30 protein-coding genes are annotated in these 18130 nt (G+C 66.3%); 29 read left to right on the top strand and 1 reads right to left on the bottom strand.

The window, feature by feature from the left end:
* Position 1 precedes the first annotated feature (1 nt).
* From rpsS to truA, 26 genes are all read left to right on the top strand, one after another.
* Positions 2–283 (top strand): 30S ribosomal protein S19, encoded by a 282-nt coding sequence (gene rpsS, locus QIS96_RS32420; protein ID WP_282546406.1) that lies wholly within the window; start codon positions 2–4, stop codon positions 281–283.
* A 44-nt stretch (positions 284–327) separates the two neighbouring features.
* On the top strand, positions 328–675 hold the full coding sequence (gene rplV / locus QIS96_RS32415; RefSeq protein WP_009327087.1) for a 50S ribosomal protein L22: 348 nt from the start codon (positions 328–330) through the stop codon (positions 673–675).
* Positions 675–1517, top strand: coding sequence for a 30S ribosomal protein S3 (gene rpsC / locus QIS96_RS32410; protein ID WP_282535569.1), 843 nt, complete (start codon positions 675–677; stop codon positions 1515–1517). The genes rplV and rpsC overlap by 1 nt, the downstream gene beginning before the upstream one ends.
* Positions 1518–1522: 5 nt before the next feature.
* Complete coding sequence (rplP, locus tag QIS96_RS32405; protein ID WP_282546405.1) at positions 1523–1942, top strand: 50S ribosomal protein L16; 420 nt, start codon at positions 1523–1525, stop codon at positions 1940–1942.
* The gene (gene rpmC / locus QIS96_RS32400) at positions 1942–2166 is read left to right on the top strand and encodes a 50S ribosomal protein L29 (RefSeq protein ID WP_030759371.1); all 225 of its coding nucleotides are present in this window, start codon (positions 1942–1944) and stop codon (positions 2164–2166) included. The genes rplP and rpmC overlap by 1 nt, the downstream gene beginning before the upstream one ends.
* Complete coding sequence (gene rpsQ, locus QIS96_RS32395; RefSeq protein ID WP_282546404.1) at positions 2166–2450, top strand: 30S ribosomal protein S17; 285 nt, start codon at positions 2166–2168, stop codon at positions 2448–2450. The genes rpmC and rpsQ overlap by 1 nt, the downstream gene beginning before the upstream one ends.
* A 99-nt stretch (positions 2451–2549) precedes the next feature.
* On the top strand, positions 2550–2918 hold the full coding sequence (rplN, locus tag QIS96_RS32390) for a 50S ribosomal protein L14 (protein WP_282546403.1): 369 nt from the start codon (positions 2550–2552) through the stop codon (positions 2916–2918).
* A gap of 2 nt (positions 2919–2920) precedes the next feature.
* Positions 2921–3244 (top strand): 50S ribosomal protein L24, encoded by a 324-nt coding sequence (rplX, locus tag QIS96_RS32385; RefSeq protein ID WP_018543913.1) that lies wholly within the window; start codon positions 2921–2923, stop codon positions 3242–3244.
* On the top strand, positions 3244–3801 hold the full coding sequence (gene rplE, locus QIS96_RS32380) for a 50S ribosomal protein L5 (RefSeq protein ID WP_282546402.1): 558 nt from the start codon (positions 3244–3246) through the stop codon (positions 3799–3801). Before rplX ends, rplE begins: the two co-directional genes overlap by 1 nt.
* 5 nt (positions 3802–3806) lie before the next feature.
* Positions 3807–3992: a type Z 30S ribosomal protein S14 gene (locus QIS96_RS32375; RefSeq protein ID WP_003948630.1), complete on the top strand. Its 186-nt coding sequence runs from the start codon at positions 3807–3809 to the stop codon at positions 3990–3992.
* A 210-nt stretch (positions 3993–4202) separates the two neighbouring features.
* A complete protein-coding gene (rpsH, locus tag QIS96_RS32370; RefSeq protein WP_282511156.1) occupies positions 4203–4601 on the top strand; it encodes a 30S ribosomal protein S8 in 399 nt (132 codons plus the stop codon).
* Positions 4602–4625: 24 nt separating this feature from the next.
* Positions 4626–5165, top strand: coding sequence for a 50S ribosomal protein L6 (rplF, locus tag QIS96_RS32365; RefSeq protein ID WP_282546401.1), 540 nt, complete (start codon positions 4626–4628; stop codon positions 5163–5165).
* A gap of 3 nt (positions 5166–5168) precedes the next feature.
* Entirely contained in the window at positions 5169–5552 is a 384-nt protein-coding gene (rplR, locus tag QIS96_RS32360) for a 50S ribosomal protein L18 (RefSeq protein WP_266598919.1), read from the top strand.
* A gap of 43 nt (positions 5553–5595) precedes the next feature.
* Complete coding sequence (gene rpsE / locus QIS96_RS32355) at positions 5596–6201, top strand: 30S ribosomal protein S5 (RefSeq protein WP_030788249.1); 606 nt, start codon at positions 5596–5598, stop codon at positions 6199–6201.
* A complete protein-coding gene (gene rpmD / locus QIS96_RS32350) occupies positions 6201–6380 on the top strand; it encodes a 50S ribosomal protein L30 (protein WP_282546400.1) in 180 nt (59 codons plus the stop codon). The genes rpsE and rpmD overlap by 1 nt, the downstream gene beginning before the upstream one ends.
* A 1-nt stretch (position 6381) precedes the next feature.
* Positions 6382–6837: a 50S ribosomal protein L15 gene (rplO, locus tag QIS96_RS32345; RefSeq protein ID WP_055698230.1), complete on the top strand. Its 456-nt coding sequence runs from the start codon at positions 6382–6384 to the stop codon at positions 6835–6837.
* A gap of 235 nt (positions 6838–7072) precedes the next feature.
* Entirely contained in the window at positions 7073–8392 is a 1320-nt protein-coding gene (secY, locus tag QIS96_RS32340) for a preprotein translocase subunit SecY (RefSeq protein WP_282546399.1), read from the top strand.
* Positions 8392–9045, top strand: a complete 654-nt coding sequence (locus tag QIS96_RS32335; RefSeq protein ID WP_282546398.1) for an adenylate kinase — start codon at positions 8392–8394, stop codon at positions 9043–9045. The genes secY and QIS96_RS32335 overlap by 1 nt, the downstream gene beginning before the upstream one ends.
* Before the next feature lie 126 nt (positions 9046–9171).
* Positions 9172–10008: a type I methionyl aminopeptidase gene (gene map / locus QIS96_RS32330; RefSeq protein ID WP_282546397.1), complete on the top strand. Its 837-nt coding sequence runs from the start codon at positions 9172–9174 to the stop codon at positions 10006–10008.
* A 175-nt stretch (positions 10009–10183) separates the two neighbouring features.
* Positions 10184–10405 (top strand): translation initiation factor IF-1, encoded by a 222-nt coding sequence (gene infA, locus QIS96_RS32325; protein WP_003948620.1) that lies wholly within the window; start codon positions 10184–10186, stop codon positions 10403–10405.
* Between the two features lie 60 nt (positions 10406–10465).
* Positions 10466–10579: a 50S ribosomal protein L36 gene (gene rpmJ / locus QIS96_RS32320; RefSeq protein WP_003948619.1), complete on the top strand. Its 114-nt coding sequence runs from the start codon at positions 10466–10468 to the stop codon at positions 10577–10579.
* Positions 10580–10777: 198 nt separating this feature from the next.
* Positions 10778–11158, top strand: coding sequence for a 30S ribosomal protein S13 (gene rpsM / locus QIS96_RS32315; RefSeq protein WP_282546396.1), 381 nt, complete (start codon positions 10778–10780; stop codon positions 11156–11158).
* A gap of 66 nt (positions 11159–11224) precedes the next feature.
* Positions 11225–11629: a 30S ribosomal protein S11 gene (gene rpsK, locus QIS96_RS32310; RefSeq protein WP_003948617.1), complete on the top strand. Its 405-nt coding sequence runs from the start codon at positions 11225–11227 to the stop codon at positions 11627–11629.
* Positions 11630–11764: 135 nt separating this feature from the next.
* On the top strand, positions 11765–12787 hold the full coding sequence (locus QIS96_RS32305; RefSeq protein WP_003966937.1) for a DNA-directed RNA polymerase subunit alpha: 1023 nt from the start codon (positions 11765–11767) through the stop codon (positions 12785–12787).
* 193 nt (positions 12788–12980) lie between these two features.
* A complete protein-coding gene (gene rplQ / locus QIS96_RS32300; RefSeq protein WP_282546395.1) occupies positions 12981–13427 on the top strand; it encodes a 50S ribosomal protein L17 in 447 nt (148 codons plus the stop codon).
* 78 nt (positions 13428–13505) lie between these two features.
* Positions 13506–14381: a tRNA pseudouridine(38-40) synthase TruA gene (gene truA, locus QIS96_RS32295; protein WP_282546394.1), complete on the top strand. Its 876-nt coding sequence runs from the start codon at positions 13506–13508 to the stop codon at positions 14379–14381.
* On the opposite strand, the gene QIS96_RS32290 is transcribed toward truA, so the two are convergent.
* Complete coding sequence (locus tag QIS96_RS32290) at positions 14358–15215, bottom strand: hypothetical protein (RefSeq protein WP_282546393.1); 858 nt, start codon at positions 15213–15215, stop codon at positions 14358–14360. The genes truA and QIS96_RS32290 overlap by 24 nt on opposite strands.
* A 342-nt stretch (positions 15216–15557) precedes the next feature.
* Here QIS96_RS32290 and rplM point away from each other — a divergent pair, with 342 nt between their 5' ends.
* The 3 genes from rplM (at position 15558) to glmM (ending at position 18095) form a co-directional block, all read left to right on the top strand.
* The gene (gene rplM / locus QIS96_RS32285) at positions 15558–16001 is read left to right on the top strand and encodes a 50S ribosomal protein L13 (protein ID WP_282546392.1); all 444 of its coding nucleotides are present in this window, start codon (positions 15558–15560) and stop codon (positions 15999–16001) included.
* Between the two features lie 46 nt (positions 16002–16047).
* On the top strand, positions 16048–16569 hold the full coding sequence (gene rpsI, locus QIS96_RS32280; protein WP_282535580.1) for a 30S ribosomal protein S9: 522 nt from the start codon (positions 16048–16050) through the stop codon (positions 16567–16569).
* Between the two features lie 167 nt (positions 16570–16736).
* Positions 16737–18095, top strand: coding sequence for a phosphoglucosamine mutase (gene glmM, locus QIS96_RS32275; protein WP_282546391.1), 1359 nt, complete (start codon positions 16737–16739; stop codon positions 18093–18095).
* The last annotated feature ends 35 nt before the right edge of the window (positions 18096–18130 follow it).

The following is an 18130-nucleotide window of genomic DNA, read 5'->3' as shown; positions in this document are numbered from 1 at the left end:
GATGCCTCGTAGCCTGAAGAAGGGGCCCTTCGTCGACGACCACCTGATCAAGAAGGTGGACGTACAGAACGAAGCCGGCACCAAGAACGTCATCAAGACCTGGTCCCGTCGCTCGATGATCATCCCGGCGATGCTGGGCCACACCATCGCGGTGCACAACGGCAAGACCCACATCCCGGTGTTCGTCACCGAGTCGATGGTCGGCCACAAGCTCGGCGAGTTTGCGCCGACCCGCACCTTCCGCGGCCACGTCAAGGACGACCGCAAGTCGAAGCGTCGCTGACGAGGCGGGTGCAAAGACTGATGAAGAACACCGAAGGGACAACCATGGAAGCCAGGGCCCAGGCGCGGTACATCCGCGTCACGCCCATGAAGGCCCGCCGTGTGGTGGACCTCATCCGTGGCATGGATGCCACGGAGGCCCAGGCCGTCCTGCGTTTCGCCCCGCAGGCCGCGTCTGTGCCGGTCGGCAAGGTGCTTGACAGCGCCATTGCCAACGCCGCGCACAACTACGACCACACGGACGCCTCCTCGCTGTTCATCAGCGAGGCGTACGTCGACGAGGGCCCGACCCTGAAGCGGTTCCGTCCGCGCGCCCAGGGCCGTGCCTACCGGATCCGCAAGCGGACCAGCCACATCACCGTGGTCGTCAGCAGCAAGGAAGGAACCCGGTAATGGGCCAGAAGGTAAACCCGCACGGGTTCCGGCTCGGTGTCACGACCGACTTCAAGTCGCGTTGGTACGCCGACAAGCTGTACAAGGACTACGTCAAGGAAGACGTCGCCATCCGTCGGATGATGACGTCCGGCATGGAGCGCGCCGGCATCTCGAAGGTTGAGATCGAGCGCACCCGTGACCGTGTCCGCGTGGACATCCACACCGCCCGTCCGGGCATCGTCATCGGCCGCCGTGGCGCCGAGGCCGACCGCATCCGCGGTGACCTCGAGAAGCTCACCGGCAAGCAGGTCCAGCTGAACATCCTCGAGGTCAAGAACCCCGAGACGGACGCTCAGCTGGTTGCCCAGGCCGTTGCCGAGCAGCTGTCCTCCCGCGTCTCCTTCCGTCGCGCCATGCGTAAGAGCATGCAGTCGGCCATGAAGGCGGGTGCCAAGGGCATCAAGATCCAGTGCGGCGGACGTCTCGGCGGCGCCGAGATGTCGCGCTCGGAGTTCTACCGCGAGGGCCGCGTGCCCCTGCACACGCTCCGCGCGAACGTCGACTACGGCTTCTTCGAGGCCAAGACGACCTTCGGCCGCATCGGCGTGAAGGTCTGGATCTACAAGGGCGACGTCAAGAACATCGCCGAGGTCCGCGCCGAGAACGCTGCCGCCCGTGCGGGTAACCGCCCGGCTCGCGGTGGCGGCTCCGACCGCCCGGCCCGTGGTGGCCGCGGTGGCGAGCGTGGCGGTCGCGGTCGCAAGCCGCAGCAGCAGCAGGCTCCGGCCGCCGAGGCCCCCAAGGCCGACGCTCCCGCCGCTGCCGCTCCGGCTGCTGAGAGCACCGGAACGGAGGCCTGACCGAAATGCTGATCCCCCGTAGGGTCAAGCACCGCAAGCAGCACCACCCGAAGCGCAGCGGTATGTCCAAGGGTGGCACGCAGGTTGCGTTCGGCGAGTACGGCATCCAGGCGCTCACCCCGGCGTACGTGACGAACCGTCAGATCGAGGCCGCTCGTATCGCCATGACGCGTCACATCAAGCGTGGCGGCAAGGTCTGGATCAACATCTACCCGGACCGCCCCCTCACCAAGAAGCCCGCCGAGACCCGCATGGGTTCCGGTAAGGGTTCGCCGGAGTGGTGGATCGCCAACGTCAAGCCCGGACGCGTGATGTTCGAGCTGTCGTACCCCAACGAGAAGATCGCGCGCGAGGCGCTGACTCGTGCGGCGCACAAGCTGCCGATGAAGTGCAGGATCGTCAAGCGCGAGGCAGGTGAAGTGTGATGTCGGCCGGAACCAAGGCGTCCGAGCTCCGTGAGCTCGGCAACGAGGAGCTTGTCGCCAAGCTTCGCGAGGCCAAGGAAGAGCTGTTCAACCTCCGTTTCCAGGCGGCGACGGGACAGCTCGAGAACCACGGCCGGCTCAAGGCCGTCCGCAAGGACATCGCCCGTATCTACACCCTCATGCGTGAGCGTGAGCTCGGCATCGAGACGGTGGAGAACGCCTGATGAGCGAGAAGAACGTGACTGAAGAGACTGCCGCCCGCGGCTTCCGCAAGACCCGTGAGGGTCTGGTCGTCAGCGACAAGATGGACAAGACCGTCGTCGTCGCTGTCGAGGACCGCGTCAAGCACGCGCTGTACGGCAAGGTCATCCGCCGTACGAACAAGCTCAAGGCACACGACGAGCAGAACGCCGCGGGCGTCGGCGACCGCGTCCTCCTGATGGAGACGCGTCCGCTGTCTGCGACGAAGCGCTGGCGCGTCGTCGAGATCCTCGAGAAGGCCAAGTAATTCTCCGAGGGGCATCCCCCTCGGAGTTCGTTCCGCCAGGCTCCCGGGGCAGTTCGCTGAACTGCCCCGGGGGAACCGGCAGACAAACAGGAGATAGACGTGATCCAGCAGGAGTCGCGACTCAAGGTCGCCGACAACACTGGTGCGAAGGAAATCCTTTGCATCCGTGTTCTCGGTGGCTCGGGTCGCCGCTACGCGGGCATCGGTGACGTCATCGTCGCCACCGTCAAGGACGCGATCCCCGGTGGCAACGTGAAGAAGGGTGACGTCGTCAAGGCGGTCATCGTTCGCACCGTCAAGGAGCGCCGCCGTCCGGACGGCTCGTACATCCGCTTCGACGAGAACGCCGCTGTTGTTCTGAAGAACGACGGCGACCCTCGTGGCACCCGTATCTTCGGCCCGGTCGGCCGTGAGCTGCGCGAGAAGAAGTTCATGAAGATCATCTCGCTCGCGCCGGAGGTGCTGTAAGCATGAAGATCAAGAAGGGCGACCTGGTCCAGGTCATCACCGGTAAGGACAAGGGCAAGCAGGGCAAGGTCATTGCCGCTTACCCGCGCGACGAGCGCGTCCTGGTCGAGGGTGTCAACCGGGTCAAGAAGCACACCAAGGCCGGCCCCACGGCCTCCGGCTCGCAGGCCGGCGGCATCGTCACGACCGAGGCCCCGATCCACGTCTCCAACGTCCAGCTGGTCGTGGAGAAGGACGGCAACAAGGTCGTCACGCGTGTCGGTTACCGCTTCGACGACGAAGGCAACAAGATCCGCGTTGCCAAGCGGACGGGTGAGGACATCTGATGACGACCACCACCAGCCCGCGTCTGAAGCAGAAGTACCGCGAGGAGATCGCGGGCAAGCTGCGTGACGAGTTCAAGTACGAGAACGTCATGCAGGTTCCCGGCCTCGTCAAGATCGTGGTCAACATGGGTGTGGGCGACGCCGCCCGCGACTCCAAGCTGATCGAGGGCGCCATCCGCGACCTCACCACGATCACCGGTCAGAAGCCGGCCGTCACCAAGGCCCGCAAGTCCATCGCGCAGTTCAAGCTGCGTGAGGGCCAGCCGATCGGTGCCCACGTCACGCTCCGTGGCGACCGCATGTGGGAGTTCCTGGACCGCACCCTGTCGCTCGCGCTGCCGCGCATCCGCGACTTCCGTGGTCTGTCCCCCAAGCAGTTCGACGGCCGTGGCAACTACACCTTCGGTCTCACGGAGCAGGTCATGTTCCACGAGATCGACCAGGACAAGATCGACCGCGTCCGGGGTATGGACATCACCGTGGTCACCACGGCGACCAACGACGACGAGGGCCGTGCCCTTCTGCGTCACCTCGGCTTCCCGTTCAAGGAGGCGTGAGCGAGATGGCGAAGAAGGCTCTGATTGCCAAGGCTGCTCGTAAGCCCAAGTTCGGTGTGCGTGGCTACACCCGCTGCCAGCGCTGCGGCCGCCCGCACTCCGTGTACCGCAAGTTCGGCCTGTGCCGCGTGTGCCTCCGTGAGATGGCTCACCGTGGCGAGCTGCCGGGCGTGACCAAGAGCTCCTGGTAATCCCCTACTTGGGGATTAGCCGGATCTCTCGGTAAGCAAAGGGTCGGCAGATGGCCCTCCCCGCATGGCTTAGGCTGTGTGGGTTGGGCGTCTGCCGCCCTGACCGACTTACTACGCCGTAGGTCCCCGCGCCGCACCCGTCCTGCCTCTGAGTGGGGAGAGGGATGGCGCATACAGGAAACCCCGGCGAGAGAGGCCGAAGGCCAATTCATGACCATGACTGATCCGATCGCAGACATGCTTACGCGTCTGCGGAACGCGAACTCGGCATACCACGACCAGGTGTCGATGCCGCACTCCAAGATCAAGTCGCACATCGCGGAGATCCTCCAGCAGGAGGGCTTCATCACGGGCTGGAAGGTCGAGGACGCCGAGGTCGGCAAGAACCTCGTTCTCGAGCTGAAGTTCGGCCCGAACCGTGAGCGCTCCATCGCGGGCATCAAGCGGATCTCCAAGCCCGGTCTCCGGGTTTACGCGAAGTCCACCAACCTGCCCAAGGTCCTCGGTGGCCTCGGCGTGGCGATCATCTCCACGTCGCACGGTCTCCTGACCGACAAGCAGGCCGGCAAGAAGGGCGTAGGCGGAGAAGTTCTCGCCTACGTCTGGTAACGGAAGGGAACGGAGGAAACAGCTATGTCGCGTATTGGCAAGCTCCCCATCACGGTTCCCGCCGGCGTGGACGTCACCATCGACGGCCAGACGGTCCAGGTCAAGGGCCCCAAGGGCTCGCTGACCCACACCGTTGTGTCGCCGATCGAGATCGCCAAGGGTGAGGACGGCGTCCTGAACGTCACCCGCCCCAACGACGAGCGTCAGAACAAGGCCCTGCACGGCCTGTCCCGCACGCTGGTGGCGAACATGATCACCGGCGTGACCCAGGGTTACGTGAAGAAGCTCGAGATCAGCGGTGTCGGTTACCGCGTCCTGGCGAAGGGCTCCAACCTGGAGTTCTCGCTCGGCTACAGCCACCCGATCCTGATCGAGGCGCCCGAGGGCATCTCCTTCAAGGTCGAGTCGCCGACCAAGTTCTCGGTCGAGGGCATCGACAAGCAGAAGGTCGGCGAGGTTGCGGCCAACATCCGCAAGCTGCGCAAGCCCGACCCGTACAAGGCCAAGGGTGTCAAGTACGAGGGCGAAGTCATCCGCCGCAAGGTCGGAAAGGCGGGTAAGTAAGCCATGGCATACGGGCAGAAGATCCTGAAGGGCGACGCTTACAAGCGTGCTGCCATCAAGCGCCGCCACATCCGTATCCGGAAGAACATCTCCGGTACGGCGGAGCGTCCGCGCCTGGTCGTCACCCGCTCGAACCGCAACATCGTCGCCCAGGTCATCGACGACGTGAAGGGTCACACCCTCGCGTCGGCCTCGACCCTGGACGCTTCGATCCGCGGCGGCGAGGGCGACAAGTCCGCGCAGGCCAAGTCGGTCGGCGCCCTGGTCGCCGAGCGTGCCAAGGCCGCCGGTGTCGAGGCTGTCGTGTTCGACCGTGGTGGTAACCAGTACGCCGGGCGCATCGCCGCCCTGGCGGACGCCGCCCGCGAAGCCGGACTCAAGTTCTGAGTTCTGGTTCCGTAGCTAGCGGAAAAAGAGAGAGGTAATTCCAATGGCTGGACCCCAGCGCCGCGGTGGCGGTGCCGGTGGCGGCGAGCGGCGGGACCGGAAGGGTCGCGACGGTGGCGCTGCTGCCGCCGAGAAGACCGCGTACGTTGAGCGCGTTGTCGCGATCAACCGCGTCGCCAAGGTTGTGAAGGGTGGTCGTCGCTTCAGCTTCACCGCGCTGGTCGTGGTGGGCGACGGTGACGGCACCGTGGGTGTCGGTTACGGCAAGGCCAAGGAGGTGCCGGCCGCCATCGCCAAGGGTGTTGAGGAGGCCAAGAAGCACTTCTTCAAGGTCCCCCGTATCCAGGGCACCATCCCGCACCCGATCCAGGGTGAAAAGGCTGCCGGCGTCGTGCTGCTCAAGCCCGCGTCCCCGGGTACCGGTGTTATCGCCGGTGGTCCGGTGCGCGCCGTGCTCGAGTGCGCCGGCGTTCACGACATCCTGTCGAAGTCGCTCGGCTCCGACAACGCGATCAACATCGTGCACGCGACCGTGGAGGCCCTGAAGGGTCTGCAGCGTCCCGAGGAGATCGCGGCTCGCCGTGGTCTGCCGCTCGAGGACGTCGCCCCCGCGGCTCTGCTGCGTGCGCGTGCCGGGGCTGGTGCGTAATGGCACAGCTCAAGATCACGCAGACGAAGTCTGTTATCGGCAGCAAGCAGAACCACAGGGACACGCTGCGCACGCTTGGTCTCAAGAAGATCAACGACAGCGTCGTCCGTGAGGCGACCTCCGGAGTGGTCGGCATGGTGCACACCGTCCGCCACCTCGTGAAGGTTGAGGAGGTCTGACATGGCGGAGCAGAACCCGCTGAAGGTCCACAACCTCCGTCCGGCCCCCGGCGCCAAGACCGCCAAGACCCGTGTCGGTCGTGGTGAGGCGTCGAAGGGTAAGACGGCAGGTCGCGGTACCAAGGGTACGAAGGCCCGTTACCAGGTTCCGGAGCGCTTCGAGGGTGGCCAGATGCCCCTCCACATGCGTCTTCCGAAGCTGAAGGGCTTCAAGAACCCGTTCAAGACCGAGTACCAGGTCGTGAACCTCGACAAGCTGAGCGCGCTGTACCCGGAGGGTGGCGAGGTCACCGTCGAGGGTCTCGTCGCCAAGGGCGCCGTTCGCAAGAACAGCCTTGTCAAGGTCCTCGGCCAGGGCGAGGTCTCCGTGGCGCTGCAGGTGACGGTCGACGCCGTCTCCGGCTCCGCCAAGGAGAAGATCACCGCCGCGGGCGGTACCGTCACCGAGCTCGTCTGAGTTAACTCCGACGAGGTCTCGATGACTTGAACGATCCCACCGGGGGTGCCTCACAAAAGGGGCATCCCCGGTTGGTCGTTCCAAGGGGGGCGCGTCCGCCGGTAAGGTGGCGTGCACTTGCTACTTTCCGTGCGGTCTGCTTATGGCTCACCGCCCGGTTCTTGCCTGATACGTATTTGTCGATCCTCAAGACCGTCACCTCTGACGCAGTAGCGCGGGGGTCGCAGGAGGCACCGTGCTCACCGCGTTCGCCCGTGCGTTCAAAACGCCCGACCTGCGCAAGAAGCTGCTCTTCACACTCGGCATGATCGTGATCTACCGGATCGGTGCGCACATCCCGATTCCGGGCGTCAGCTACTCGAACGTCCAGGTCTGTATGGACCAGGCGAGTCAGAGCCAGCAGGGTCTGCTGTCGCTGGTCAACATGTTCAGTGGTGGTGCGCTTCTGCAGATCACCATTTTCGCGTTGGGCATCATGCCGTACATCACGGCAAGCATCATCCTGCAGCTGCTGACCGTCGTGATTCCGCGTCTGGAAGCGCTGAAGAAGGAAGGGCAGTCGGGGCAGGCCAAGATCACGCAGTACACGCGTTATCTGACGGTCGCCCTCGCCGTTCTGCAGGGCACCGGCCTCGTGGCCACCGCCCGCAGCGGCGCTCTTTTCCAGGGATGCCCGGTCGCCAGTGAGATCGTTCCTGACCAGTCGATCTTCGTGACCATCACCATGGTCATCGTGATGACCGCCGGTACGGCCGTCGTGATGTGGCTCGGCGAGCTCGTCACCGACCGCGGCATCGGCAACGGCATGTCGATCCTGATGTTCATCTCGATCGCGGCCGGCTTCCCCGGCGCCCTGTGGGCCATCAAGCAGCAGGGTGACCTCGCGGGCGGCTGGATCGAGTTCGGCACCGTGATCCTGGTCGGCCTGGCCATGGTCGCCCTGGTCGTCTTCGTCGAGCAGGCCCAGCGCCGTATCCCGGTGCAGTACGCGAAGCGCATGATCGGTCGCCGTTCCTACGGTGGCACCTCGACGTACATCCCGTTGAAGGTGAACCAGGCCGGTGTGATTCCTGTCATCTTCGCTTCGTCGCTGCTCTACATTCCGGCGTTGATCGTGCAGTTCTCCGGCAATTCTCAGGCCGGTTGGGCCCAGTGGATCCGGAACAACCTGGAGCCAACGGACGCTCCGGTGCACATCACGCTTTATTTCCTCCTTATCGTCTTCTTCGCCTTCTTCTACGTGGCTATCTCGTTCAACCCCGAGGAAGTCGCCGACAACATGAAGAAGTATGGTGGCTTCATCCCGGGCATCCGGGCTGGCCGACCCACTGCTGAGTACCTGAGCTACGTGCTCAACCGGATCACCTGGCCGGGGTCGCTGTACCTGGGCTTGATCGCTCTTGTGCCGACGATGGCGTTGGCGGGCTTCGGAGCAAACCAGAACTTCCCGTTCGGCGGGACGAGCATCCTGATCATCGTGGGTGTGGGTCTGGAAACCGTGAAGCAGATCGAGAGTCAGCTCCAGCAGCGTAATTACGAAGGGTTCCTCCGCTGATGCGTATCGTCCTCGTCGGACCGCCCGGTGCGGGCAAGGGAACGCAGGCCGCGTTCCTCGCCAAGAACCTGTCGATCCCGCACATCTCCACGGGCGACCTGTTCCGCGCCAACATCAGCCAGCAGACGGAGCTGGGGAAGCTGGCCAAGTCCTACATGGACGCCGGCAACCTGGTTCCGGACGAGGTCACCATCGGCATGGCCAAGGACCGTATGGCCCAGCCCGACGCCGAGAACGGCTTCCTGCTCGACGGCTTCCCGCGCAACGTGTCGCAGGCCGAGGCGCTCGACGAGGCGCTCAAGGTCGACGGCGTGAAGCTGGACGCGGTCCTGGACCTGGAGGTCCCCGAGGACGAGGTGGTCAAGCGCATCGCCGGCCGCCGCATCTGCCGCAACGACTCGGCGCACGTCTTCCACGTCGAGTACAAGCAGCCGAAGGCCGAGGGCGTCTGCGACGTCTGCGGCGGCGAGCTGTACCAGCGCGGTGACGACAAGGAAGACACCGTCCGCAAGCGCCTCGAGGTCTACCACAGCGAGACCGAGCCGATCATCGACTACTACCGCGCCCAGGGCCTGGTGGTCACGATCTCCGCGCTCGGCGAGGTCGCCGATGTGACGGACCGGGCGATGGCGGCGCTGCAGAAGTCCGCTTAGGACCTGGCGGCACAACCACACAGCAGCATGCAGTAAGTACGGCCGCGGTGACCGAATGGTCCCCGCGGCCGTACTGTTGAGATCCAGCGGTACTACCGAGAACAGCGGCGGAAGGCACAGCAGGTCATGGTGGAGATCAAGACTCCCGAGCAGATCGCGAAGATGCGTGAGGCGGGGCTTGTCGTCGCCGCCATCCACGAGGCCACCCGCGAGGCGGCCGTCCCGGGCGCGACCACGAAGGACTTGGACGACGTGGCGCGCAAGGTGCTCGCGGAGCACGGCGCGAAGTCCAACTTCCTTGGCTACGGCGGCTTCCCGGCCACGATCTGCACCTCCAAGAACGAGGTCGTCGTCCACGGCATCCCGAGTGAGGACGTCGTGCTGGAGAACGGCGACATCATCTCCATCGACTGCGGCGCGATCATCGACGGCTGGCACGGCGACGCCGCGTACACCGCGTTCGTCGGCTCCGGGCACGCGCCCGAGCTGATCGAGCTGTCGCGGGTCACCGAGGAGTCGATGTGGGCCGGCCTCGCGGCGATGAAGCAGGGCAACCGACTGGTCGACATCTCCAAGGCCGTCGAGTCGTACATCCGCCGCCAGCCCCGCCCCGCCACCGGCAAGTACGGCATCGTCGAGGACTACGGCGGCCACGGCATCGGCTCGCAGATGCACATGGACCCGCACGTCCTGAACTACGTCGAGCGCCGGCGCGGCCGCGGCCCGAAGCTGGTCCCCGGTATGTGCCTGGCCATCGAGCCGATGGTGAGCCTCGGCACACCGCGGACGAACGTGCTGGAGGACGACTGGACGGTGGTCACCACCGACGGCACCTGGTCCTCGCACTGGGAGCACTCGATCGCGCTGACCGAACAGGGCCCGCTGGTCCTCACGGCGCGCGACGGGGGCAAGGCGAAGCTCGCGGAGTACGGGATCACGACCGCACCGGATCCGCTGGCCTAGTCGGCTGCTTAAGGATCTCTCGTTCGGGGCATTCTTTCCGGATTCGTGTTTCCGGGTGCTCTGACGTAGACTGACTCGTCGGCTCTCGTGTATCCGTATGTCTGCATGTCAACCGCATGTCAGGCAGGCGGCCAGCGAGGAAGTCGATCAAGGTAGTCGATTCGAAGGGCAAAGCGTGGCCAAGAAGCAAGGTGCCATCGAGATCGAGGGCACTGTCGTCGAGTCTCTGCCGAACGCCATGTTCAAGGTCGAGCTCCAGAACGGCCACCAGGTCCTGGCACACATCAGCGGCAAGATGCGCATGCACTACATCCGCATCCTCCCTGACGACCGGGTCGTGGTGGAGCTGTCTCCGTACGACCTGACGCGTGGCCGGATCGTCTACCGGTACAAGTAGATCTTGCCTGCATCCCGCTCCTGGCGGGGTGGTGGCACCTGACCCGGAGAACCTCACCCAATGAAGGTCAAGCCGAGCGTCAAGAAGATCTGCGACAAGTGCAGGGTGATTCGCCGTCACGGCCGAGTCATGATCATCTGCGACAACCCGCGCCACAAGCAGCGCCAGGGCTGACGCAGGTCTGCATCCGCAGATCTTCGCGCGACGCATAGCGATACGTACATACGCAGGACCCGCCTCTCTTCAGTGATGGAGGGCGACACCCCCGGTCGGAGGCCGGGGACCCGGTTCGTACCGAAGCTCCGCAAGGAGTGGACGGCGGGCGGGAGCGGCCCTGTGGAAGACCTCCGACAATTCAACTGGAGCCATTAAATGGCACGCGTTTCCGGTGTTGACATCCCGCGCGAAAAGCGCGTGGAGGTCGCCCTCACCTACGTGTTCGGCATTGGCCGGACGCTCTCCCAGCAGACGCTGGCCGCCACTGGCGTGAACCCCAACACCCGCGTTCGTGACCTGTCCGAAGAGGACCTGGTCAAGATCCGCGAGTACGTGGACAGCAACATCAAGACCGAGGGTGACCTCCGTCGTGAGGTTCAGGCCGACATCCGCCGCAAGGTCGAGATCGGCTGCTACCAGGGTCTGCGTCACCGTCGTGGCCTGCCCGTGCACGGTCAGCGCACCAGCACCAACGCTCGCACCCGCAAGGGCCCGCGTCGCGCCATCGCCGGTAAGAAGAAGCCGGGCAAGAAGTAGTCCTCAGCGGACGCTTGACCACGCGGTCTTCGCTGTAGGACCGACCACCTCCCGTAGGAGTTATAGATGCCCCCCAAGGGTCGTCAGGGCGCTGCCAAGAAGGTGCGCCGCAAGGAAAAGAAGAACGTCGCTCACGGCCACGCGCACATCAAGAGCACGTTCAACAACACGATCGTGTCCATCACGGACCCGACCGGCAACGTGATCTCGTGGGCCTCCGCCGGCCACGTCGGCTTCAAGGGCTCGCGTAAGTCGACCCCCTTCGCCGCGCAGATGGCCGCCGAGTCGGCTGCCCGTCGCGCGCAGGAGCACGGCATGCGCAAGGTCGACGTCTTCGTGAAGGGCCCGGGTTCCGGTCGCGAGACCGCCATCCGCTCCCTGCAGGCCACCGGCCTCGAGGTCGGCTCGATCCAGGACGTCACGCCGACGCCGCACAACGGCTGCCGTCCCCCCAAGCGTCGTCGCGTCTGACCTTCGGGTCGTCGCAGACCGCTTGGTCTCAGGTTTTCGGGCGGTACGGCTCTCGCAAGGGGCCGTGCCGCCCGTACCCTTGCAGTACTAGTCGGGCATCAAATAGTGGGTGCCCACGACTGAAGGAATCACTTCATGCTGATCGCTCAGCGTCCCTCGTTGACCGAAGAGGTCGTCGACGAGTTCCGCTCCCGGTTCGTCATCGAGCCGCTGGAGCCGGGCTTCGGTTACACCCTCGGCAACTCCCTGCGCCGTACGCTCCTCTCCTCGATCCCGGGTGCGGCGGTCACATCCATCCGCATCGACGGTGTCCTGCACGAGTTCACCACCGTGCCGGGCGTCAAGGAGGACGTCACCGACCTGATCCTCAACATCAAGCAGCTGGTCGTCTCCTCGGAGCACGACGAGCCGGTCGTGATGTACCTGCGCAAGCAGGGCCCGGGTCTGGTCACCGCCGCCGACATCGCGCCCCCGGCCGGTGTCGAGGTGCACAACCCCGACCTCGTCCTCGCCACGCTCAACGGCAAGGGCAAGCTGGAGATGGAGCTGACCGTCGAGCGCGGTCGCGGCTACGTCTCCGCCGTGCAGAACAAGCAGGTGGGCCAGGAGATCGGCCGTATCCCGGTCGACTCCATCTACTCGCCGGTGCTGAAGGTCACGTACAAGGTCGAGGCCACGCGTGTCGAGCAGCGCACCGACTTCGACAAGCTGATCGTCGACGTCGAGACCAAGCAGGCCATGCGTCCGCGTGACGCCATGGCGTCGGCCGGTAAGACCCTGGTCGAGCTGTTCGGTCTGGCCCGCGAGCTCAACATCGACGCCGAGGGCATCGACATGGGCCCGTCCCCGACGGACGCCGCCCTTGCCGCCGACCTGGCGCTGCCGATCGAGGAGCTCGAGCTCACCGTTCGGTCGTACAACTGCCTCAAGCGCGAGGGCATCCACTCCGTGGGTGAGCTCGTGGCTCGTTCCGAGGCCGACCTGCTCGACATCCGCAACTTCGGTGCGAAGTCGATCGACGAGGTCAAGGCGAAGCTGGCCGGTATGGGCCTCGCGCTCAAGGACTCGCCTCCCGGCTTCGACCCGACCGCTGCCGCGGACGCCTTCGGTGCGGACGACGACGCGGATGCGGGCTTCGTGGAGACCGAGCAGTACTAAGAGCTCGGGCCTTCCGGTCCGTTCTCGGGTGCGGGTGCGCTGTGGCTTGTCGCGCTCGCGCGACGGAGTCGCAAATCGACACCGCCCCGCGCCCCTTTCCGGGGCTCGCCCCGGATCTCCGACAGGTAACCGCCTGCTCGGACACTGACTCCGGTACCTGATACGGCCGGGGCAGACACCTAGGAGAAACACCATGCCGCGTCCCACCAAGGGAGCCCGTTTCGGCGGCAGCGCCGCGCACGAGAAGCTGCTTCTGGCGAACCTCGCCAAGGCCCTCTTCGAGCACGGCCGCATCACCACCACCGAGGCCAAGGCGCGTCGTCTGCGTCCGGTCGCGGAGCGCCTGATCACCAAGGCGAAGAAGGGCGACATCCACAACCGTCGCCAGGTGCTGCAGACCATCACGGACAAGAGCATCGTGCACACGCTCTTCACCGAGATCGGCCCGCGGTACGAGAACCGCCCGGGTGGCTACACCCGTATCACCAAGATCGGTAACCGCCGTGGCGACAACGCGCCCATGGCCGTCATCGAGCTGGTGGAGGCCCTGACCGTGGCCCAGGAGGCCACCGGTGAGGCCGAGGCCGCGACCAAGCGCGCCGCCAAGGACGCCGAGGCTGCGGAGTCCACGGAGGCCTGAGCCAGCAGGCTCCAGGTGTGAAGCGGGCCCGCCCCAGTGGGGGTGGGCCCGCTTTCCGTTGTGGGAAGGGATCTTTGGGTGAGTGACGAAGTGGCCGACGGGTTCGTACGCGTACGGCTCGACCTGTCGTACGACGGCAAGGACTTCTCCGGCTGGGCCAAGCAGCGCGAGGGGCAGCGGACCGTACAGGCCGAGATCGAGGACGCGCTGCGTACGGTGACGCGGTCGAAGGAGACCTTCGAGCTGACCGTCGCCGGGCGCACCGACTCCGGGGTGCACGCCCGCGGCCAGGTGGCGCACGTCGACCTGCCCGCGGAGCTGTGGGCCGAGCACCGGGAGAAGCTGCTGCGGCGGCTCGCCGGACGGCTGCCGCACGATGTGCGGATCTGGTCGGCCGAGGAGGCGCCGGCCGGGTTCAACGCGCGGTTCTCGGCGATCTGGCGGCGGTACGCCTATCGCGTCACCGACCACCCCGGTGGCGTCGACCCGCTGCTGCGCGGCCATGTCCTGTGGCACGACTGGGAGTTGGACGTCGACGCGATGAACGCGGCCGCCCGGCAGCTGCTCGGCGAGCACGACTTCGCGGCGTACTGCAAGAAGCGCGAGGGCGCCACGACCATCCGTACGTTGCAGGAGCTCAGCCTGGTGCGCGGGGACGACGGGATCATCACCGCGACTGTGCGGGCCGACGCGTTCTGCCACAACATGGTGCGCTCGCTGATCGGCGCGCTGCTGTTCGTCGGCGACGGGCACCGGGACAGCGACTGGCCGGGCAAGGTCCTCGCCGCGCGGGTACGGGACTCGGCCGTGCACGTCGTACGACCGCACGGCCTGACCCTGGAGGAAGTCGGCTACCCCGCCGACGAGCTGCTCGCCGCGCGCAACCGCGAGGCCCGCAACAAGCGTTCGCTGCCCGGGACTTCGGGCGGGCTAGCCGAGGCCGGCTGCTGCTGAGGCCTGCATCTCGCCGCGCTTGTGGATCTGCTGGAAGGCGAGGCCCTGCAGGTCCTTGGCGACGGTGAAGACGTTCTCGTCCTTCTCCGTGACGGCCTTGCCGTCGGTGAAGCCGGCCGTCGTGAAGTAGGCGTAGCGGCCGTACGAGTTGATGGTCGTGAAGCACGTCGACGTACGGCAGAAGGACGGGACGCCCTTGCCGGGCAGGGAGGTGACGTTGCCCTTCTTGTCCGCCTGGTCCTTGGCCTTGCGGGCCTGCGCCTCGTTCTCGAAGACCGCGACGCCGATGGTGACCGCGACGCCGTCCTTCGTGTACGTGACGCGCATCAGGCGCTCGCAGTCGTTGGCGTTCAGGACGCCGCCGAGGGTGCCCTGGGTGGCGGCCGCGCACTTCTTGGTCGCGGACGTCGCGCCCTTCTTGTAGACCTCGGTGCCCTTGGTGAACTTGGTGCCGGGGAACAGCGACCGGACGGACAGCGGCGCCTTGTCCTTCTTCGCGTCGGAGATGAACTCCTTCGGGTCCGGCAGCGGCGGCGCCTTGGTCTCGGCGAAGGTCGGGCCCGCCGAGTCCGTGCTGTTCGGGATGGACTCGGAGGCGGGCAGCTCCTCCGGGTTCTTCGCCTCGTTCTTGCTGTTGGCGGAGACCACGGCGGTCGCGACGATGCCGGCGATCACGGCCGTCGCCAGTGCGCCGCCGCCGATCATCAGCCACTTCTTGCGCTTGTTGCTCGCCTCAGATGCGTCTGCGAGGGCCGCCCAGTCGGGGGCCTGAGACGACTGGGGTTCCTGCGGTGCGCCGGGCCCCCACTGAGGCCCCCCTTGCCCAAAGCTCATGGGCCGCATCCTAAGGGCTGCGGGGTGCGGGGTGGGGCGGGCGTTACGCAGGGGTGATGTGGGATGTGCGACCCGGCCGGGAGCGCCCGGCCCGCCCTCCTGTCGGCGCCGGTCGCCAGGGGTGCGTTTTGACCCGTACGGGGCGGCGCGGGTACTCTCGGCTCTTGATACGTATTGGCTTCCTCGTTCTCACGCGAATGGGCCTTACGTAGGTTCCCTGGAGCAGTTACCAGTGGCTCGCATACGGGTCAGCGTCCCCGGCATTGTGGGCCCCAGCTGCATGATCGCTTCCTGGGTGCCGTGTGTCTGGACCCCATCCACTGAAGAAGCGAAGGCTACGAAGTGCGTACGTACAGCCCCAAGCCCGGCGATGTCACTCGCCAGTGGCACATCATCGACGCGCAGGACATCGTCCTGGGCCGTCTGGCGACCACGGCGGCGAACCTCCTGCGAGGCAAGCACAAGCCGACCTACGCCCCGCACATGGACATGGGCGACTTCGTCATCATCATCAACGCTGACAAGGTCCACCTGTCCGGCAACAAGAAGACCCAGAAGATGGCCTACCGCCACTCCGGCTACCCGGGCGGTCTCCGCTCGGTGCGCTACGACGAGCTTCTCGACAAGAACCCGGAGAAGGCAGTCGAGAAGGCCGTCAAGGGCATGATCCCCAAGAACTCCCTGGGTCGTCAGATGCTCTCGAAGCTGAAGATCTACTCGGGCGACCAGCACCCGCACGCTGCCCAGCAGCCGGTGCCGTTCGAGATCACCCAGGTCGCGCAGTAACTCCGGCCACAGCCCCTAAGACGTAAAGAAAGATCTGAGGAGAATCGTGGCCGAGACCACCGTTGAGACGCCGGTCGAAGAGACCGAGATCGTCGACGTAGAGCAGTACACCACCGAGTCGGACGCGCCCGTCGAGGGCGAGTACACCTCGGAGTCCAACGCCGCGCGCTTCGGCGACCCGCAGCCGGCCGCCGGCCTGGGCCGTCGCAAGAACGCCATCGCCCGCGTCCGGATCGTCCCGGGCACCGGCAAGTGGAAGGTCAACGGGCGCACGCTCGAGGACTACTTCCCGAACAAGGTCCACCAGCAGGAAGTCAACGAGCCCTTCAAGGTGCTCGAGCTGGACGGCCGTTACGACGTCATCGCCCGCATCTCGGGTGGCGGCGTCTCCGGTCAGGCCGGTGCGCTCCGTCTCGGTGTCGCCCGCGCCCTGAACGAGGCCGACGTGGAGAACAACCGCGGCGCCCTGAAGAAGGCCGGTTACCTGAAGCGTGACGACCGTGCGGTCGAGCGCAAGAAGGCCGGTCTCAAGAAGGCCCGTAAGGCCCCGCAGTACAGCAAGCGCTAATCGCTGCCTGCACACTGCACCTCGAACGCCCCGGCGGCACGCTCTGTGCTGCCGGGGCGTTCGTGTCACTCAGCGCGTTGGGCGTATAACGACAAGAGGCGCTCAACAGCGGAAGTTCGGAGCATCAGACTCGCTCCGAAGGCTTCATGAACGTACGGAGGACACCAGTGGGACGACTCTTCGGCACGGACGGCGTGCGCGGTGTCGCCAACGCGGATCTGACGGCTGAGCTGGCGCTCGGACTCTCCGTCGCGGCGGCTCACGTACTCGCCGAGGCGGGCACGTTCGAGGGGCATCGGCCGACGGCCGTGGTCGGGCGTGATCCGCGAGCGTCCGGGGAGTTCCTGGAGGCCGCCGTGGTGGCGGGCCTGGCCAGTGCCGGTGTGGACGTGCTGCGCGTGGGCGTCCTTCCGACGCCGGCCGTCGCGTACCTCACCGGGGTGCTCGGCGCGGACCTCGGCGTGATGCTCTCCGCGAGCCACAACGCCATGCCGGACAACGGCATCAAGTTCTTCGCGCGCGGCGGCCACAAGCTGGCCGACGACCTCGAGGACCGCATCGAGTCGCTGTACGAGGAGCACCGCACCGGCGCCCCCTGGGAGCGGCCCACGGGTGCGGGCGTCGGCCGCGTGAAGTCGTACGACGAGGGCTTCGACCGGTACGTGGCGCACCTCATCGGGGTGCTGCCCAACCGGCTCGACGGGCTGAAGATCGTCCTCGACGAGGCGCACGGCGCGGCCGCGCGGGTTTCGCCGGAGGCGTTCGCGCGGGCCGGGGCCGAGGTCGTCACGATCGGCGCGGAGCCGGACGGCCTGAACATCAACGACGGTTGCGGCTCGACCCACTTGGAGCTGCTGCGCGCCGCGGTCGTCGAGCACGGGGCCGACCTGGGCATTGCGCACGACGGTGACGCGGACCGCTGCCTGGCCGTGGACCACACCGGTGACGAGGTGGACGGCGACCAGATCCTCGCGGTGCTCGCGCTCGCGATGCGGGAGCGGGGGGCGCTGCGCGGGGAGACCGTGGTGGCGACGGTGATGTCCAACCTGGGCTTCAAGCTGGCGATGGAGGCCGAGGGCGTCGCGCTGGTGCAGACCGCTGTCGGCGACCGGTACGTCCTGGAGTCGATGAAGGAGAACGGTTACGCGCTCGGCGGCGAGCAGTCCGGGCACGTGATCATCCTCGACCACGCGACGACCGGGGACGGCACGCTGACCGGGCTGATGCTGGCGGCTCGTGTCGCGCAGACCGGGCGCAGCCTCAAGGAGCTGGCCGGTGTGATGCGGCGGCTGCCGCAGGTGCTGATCAACGTTCCGGACGTGGACAAGTCCCGGGTGGCCACTTCGGCCGAGCTGGCCAATGCGGTGGGTGAGGCTGAGCGTCAACTCGGGGGCACCGGGCGGGTGTTGCTTCGGCCTTCCGGGACCGAGCCGTTGGTTCGGGTGATGGTCGAGGCGGCTGACATCGAGCAGGCTCGGTCGGTTGCCGAGCGGTTGGCGGATGTCGTCAAGTCGGCGCTGGGGTAGGTGCGTTGGGGGGTGCGGGGGGGGGGGCCCCGGCC

The sequence above is a fragment of the Streptomyces cavernicola genome (assembly GCF_029968035.1).
Lineage (GTDB): Bacteria > Actinomycetota > Actinomycetes > Streptomycetales > Streptomycetaceae > Streptomyces > Streptomyces cavernicola.
Note: the sequence above shows the minus strand (reverse complement) of the source record. Positions and strands in the feature narration are given on the sequence as shown.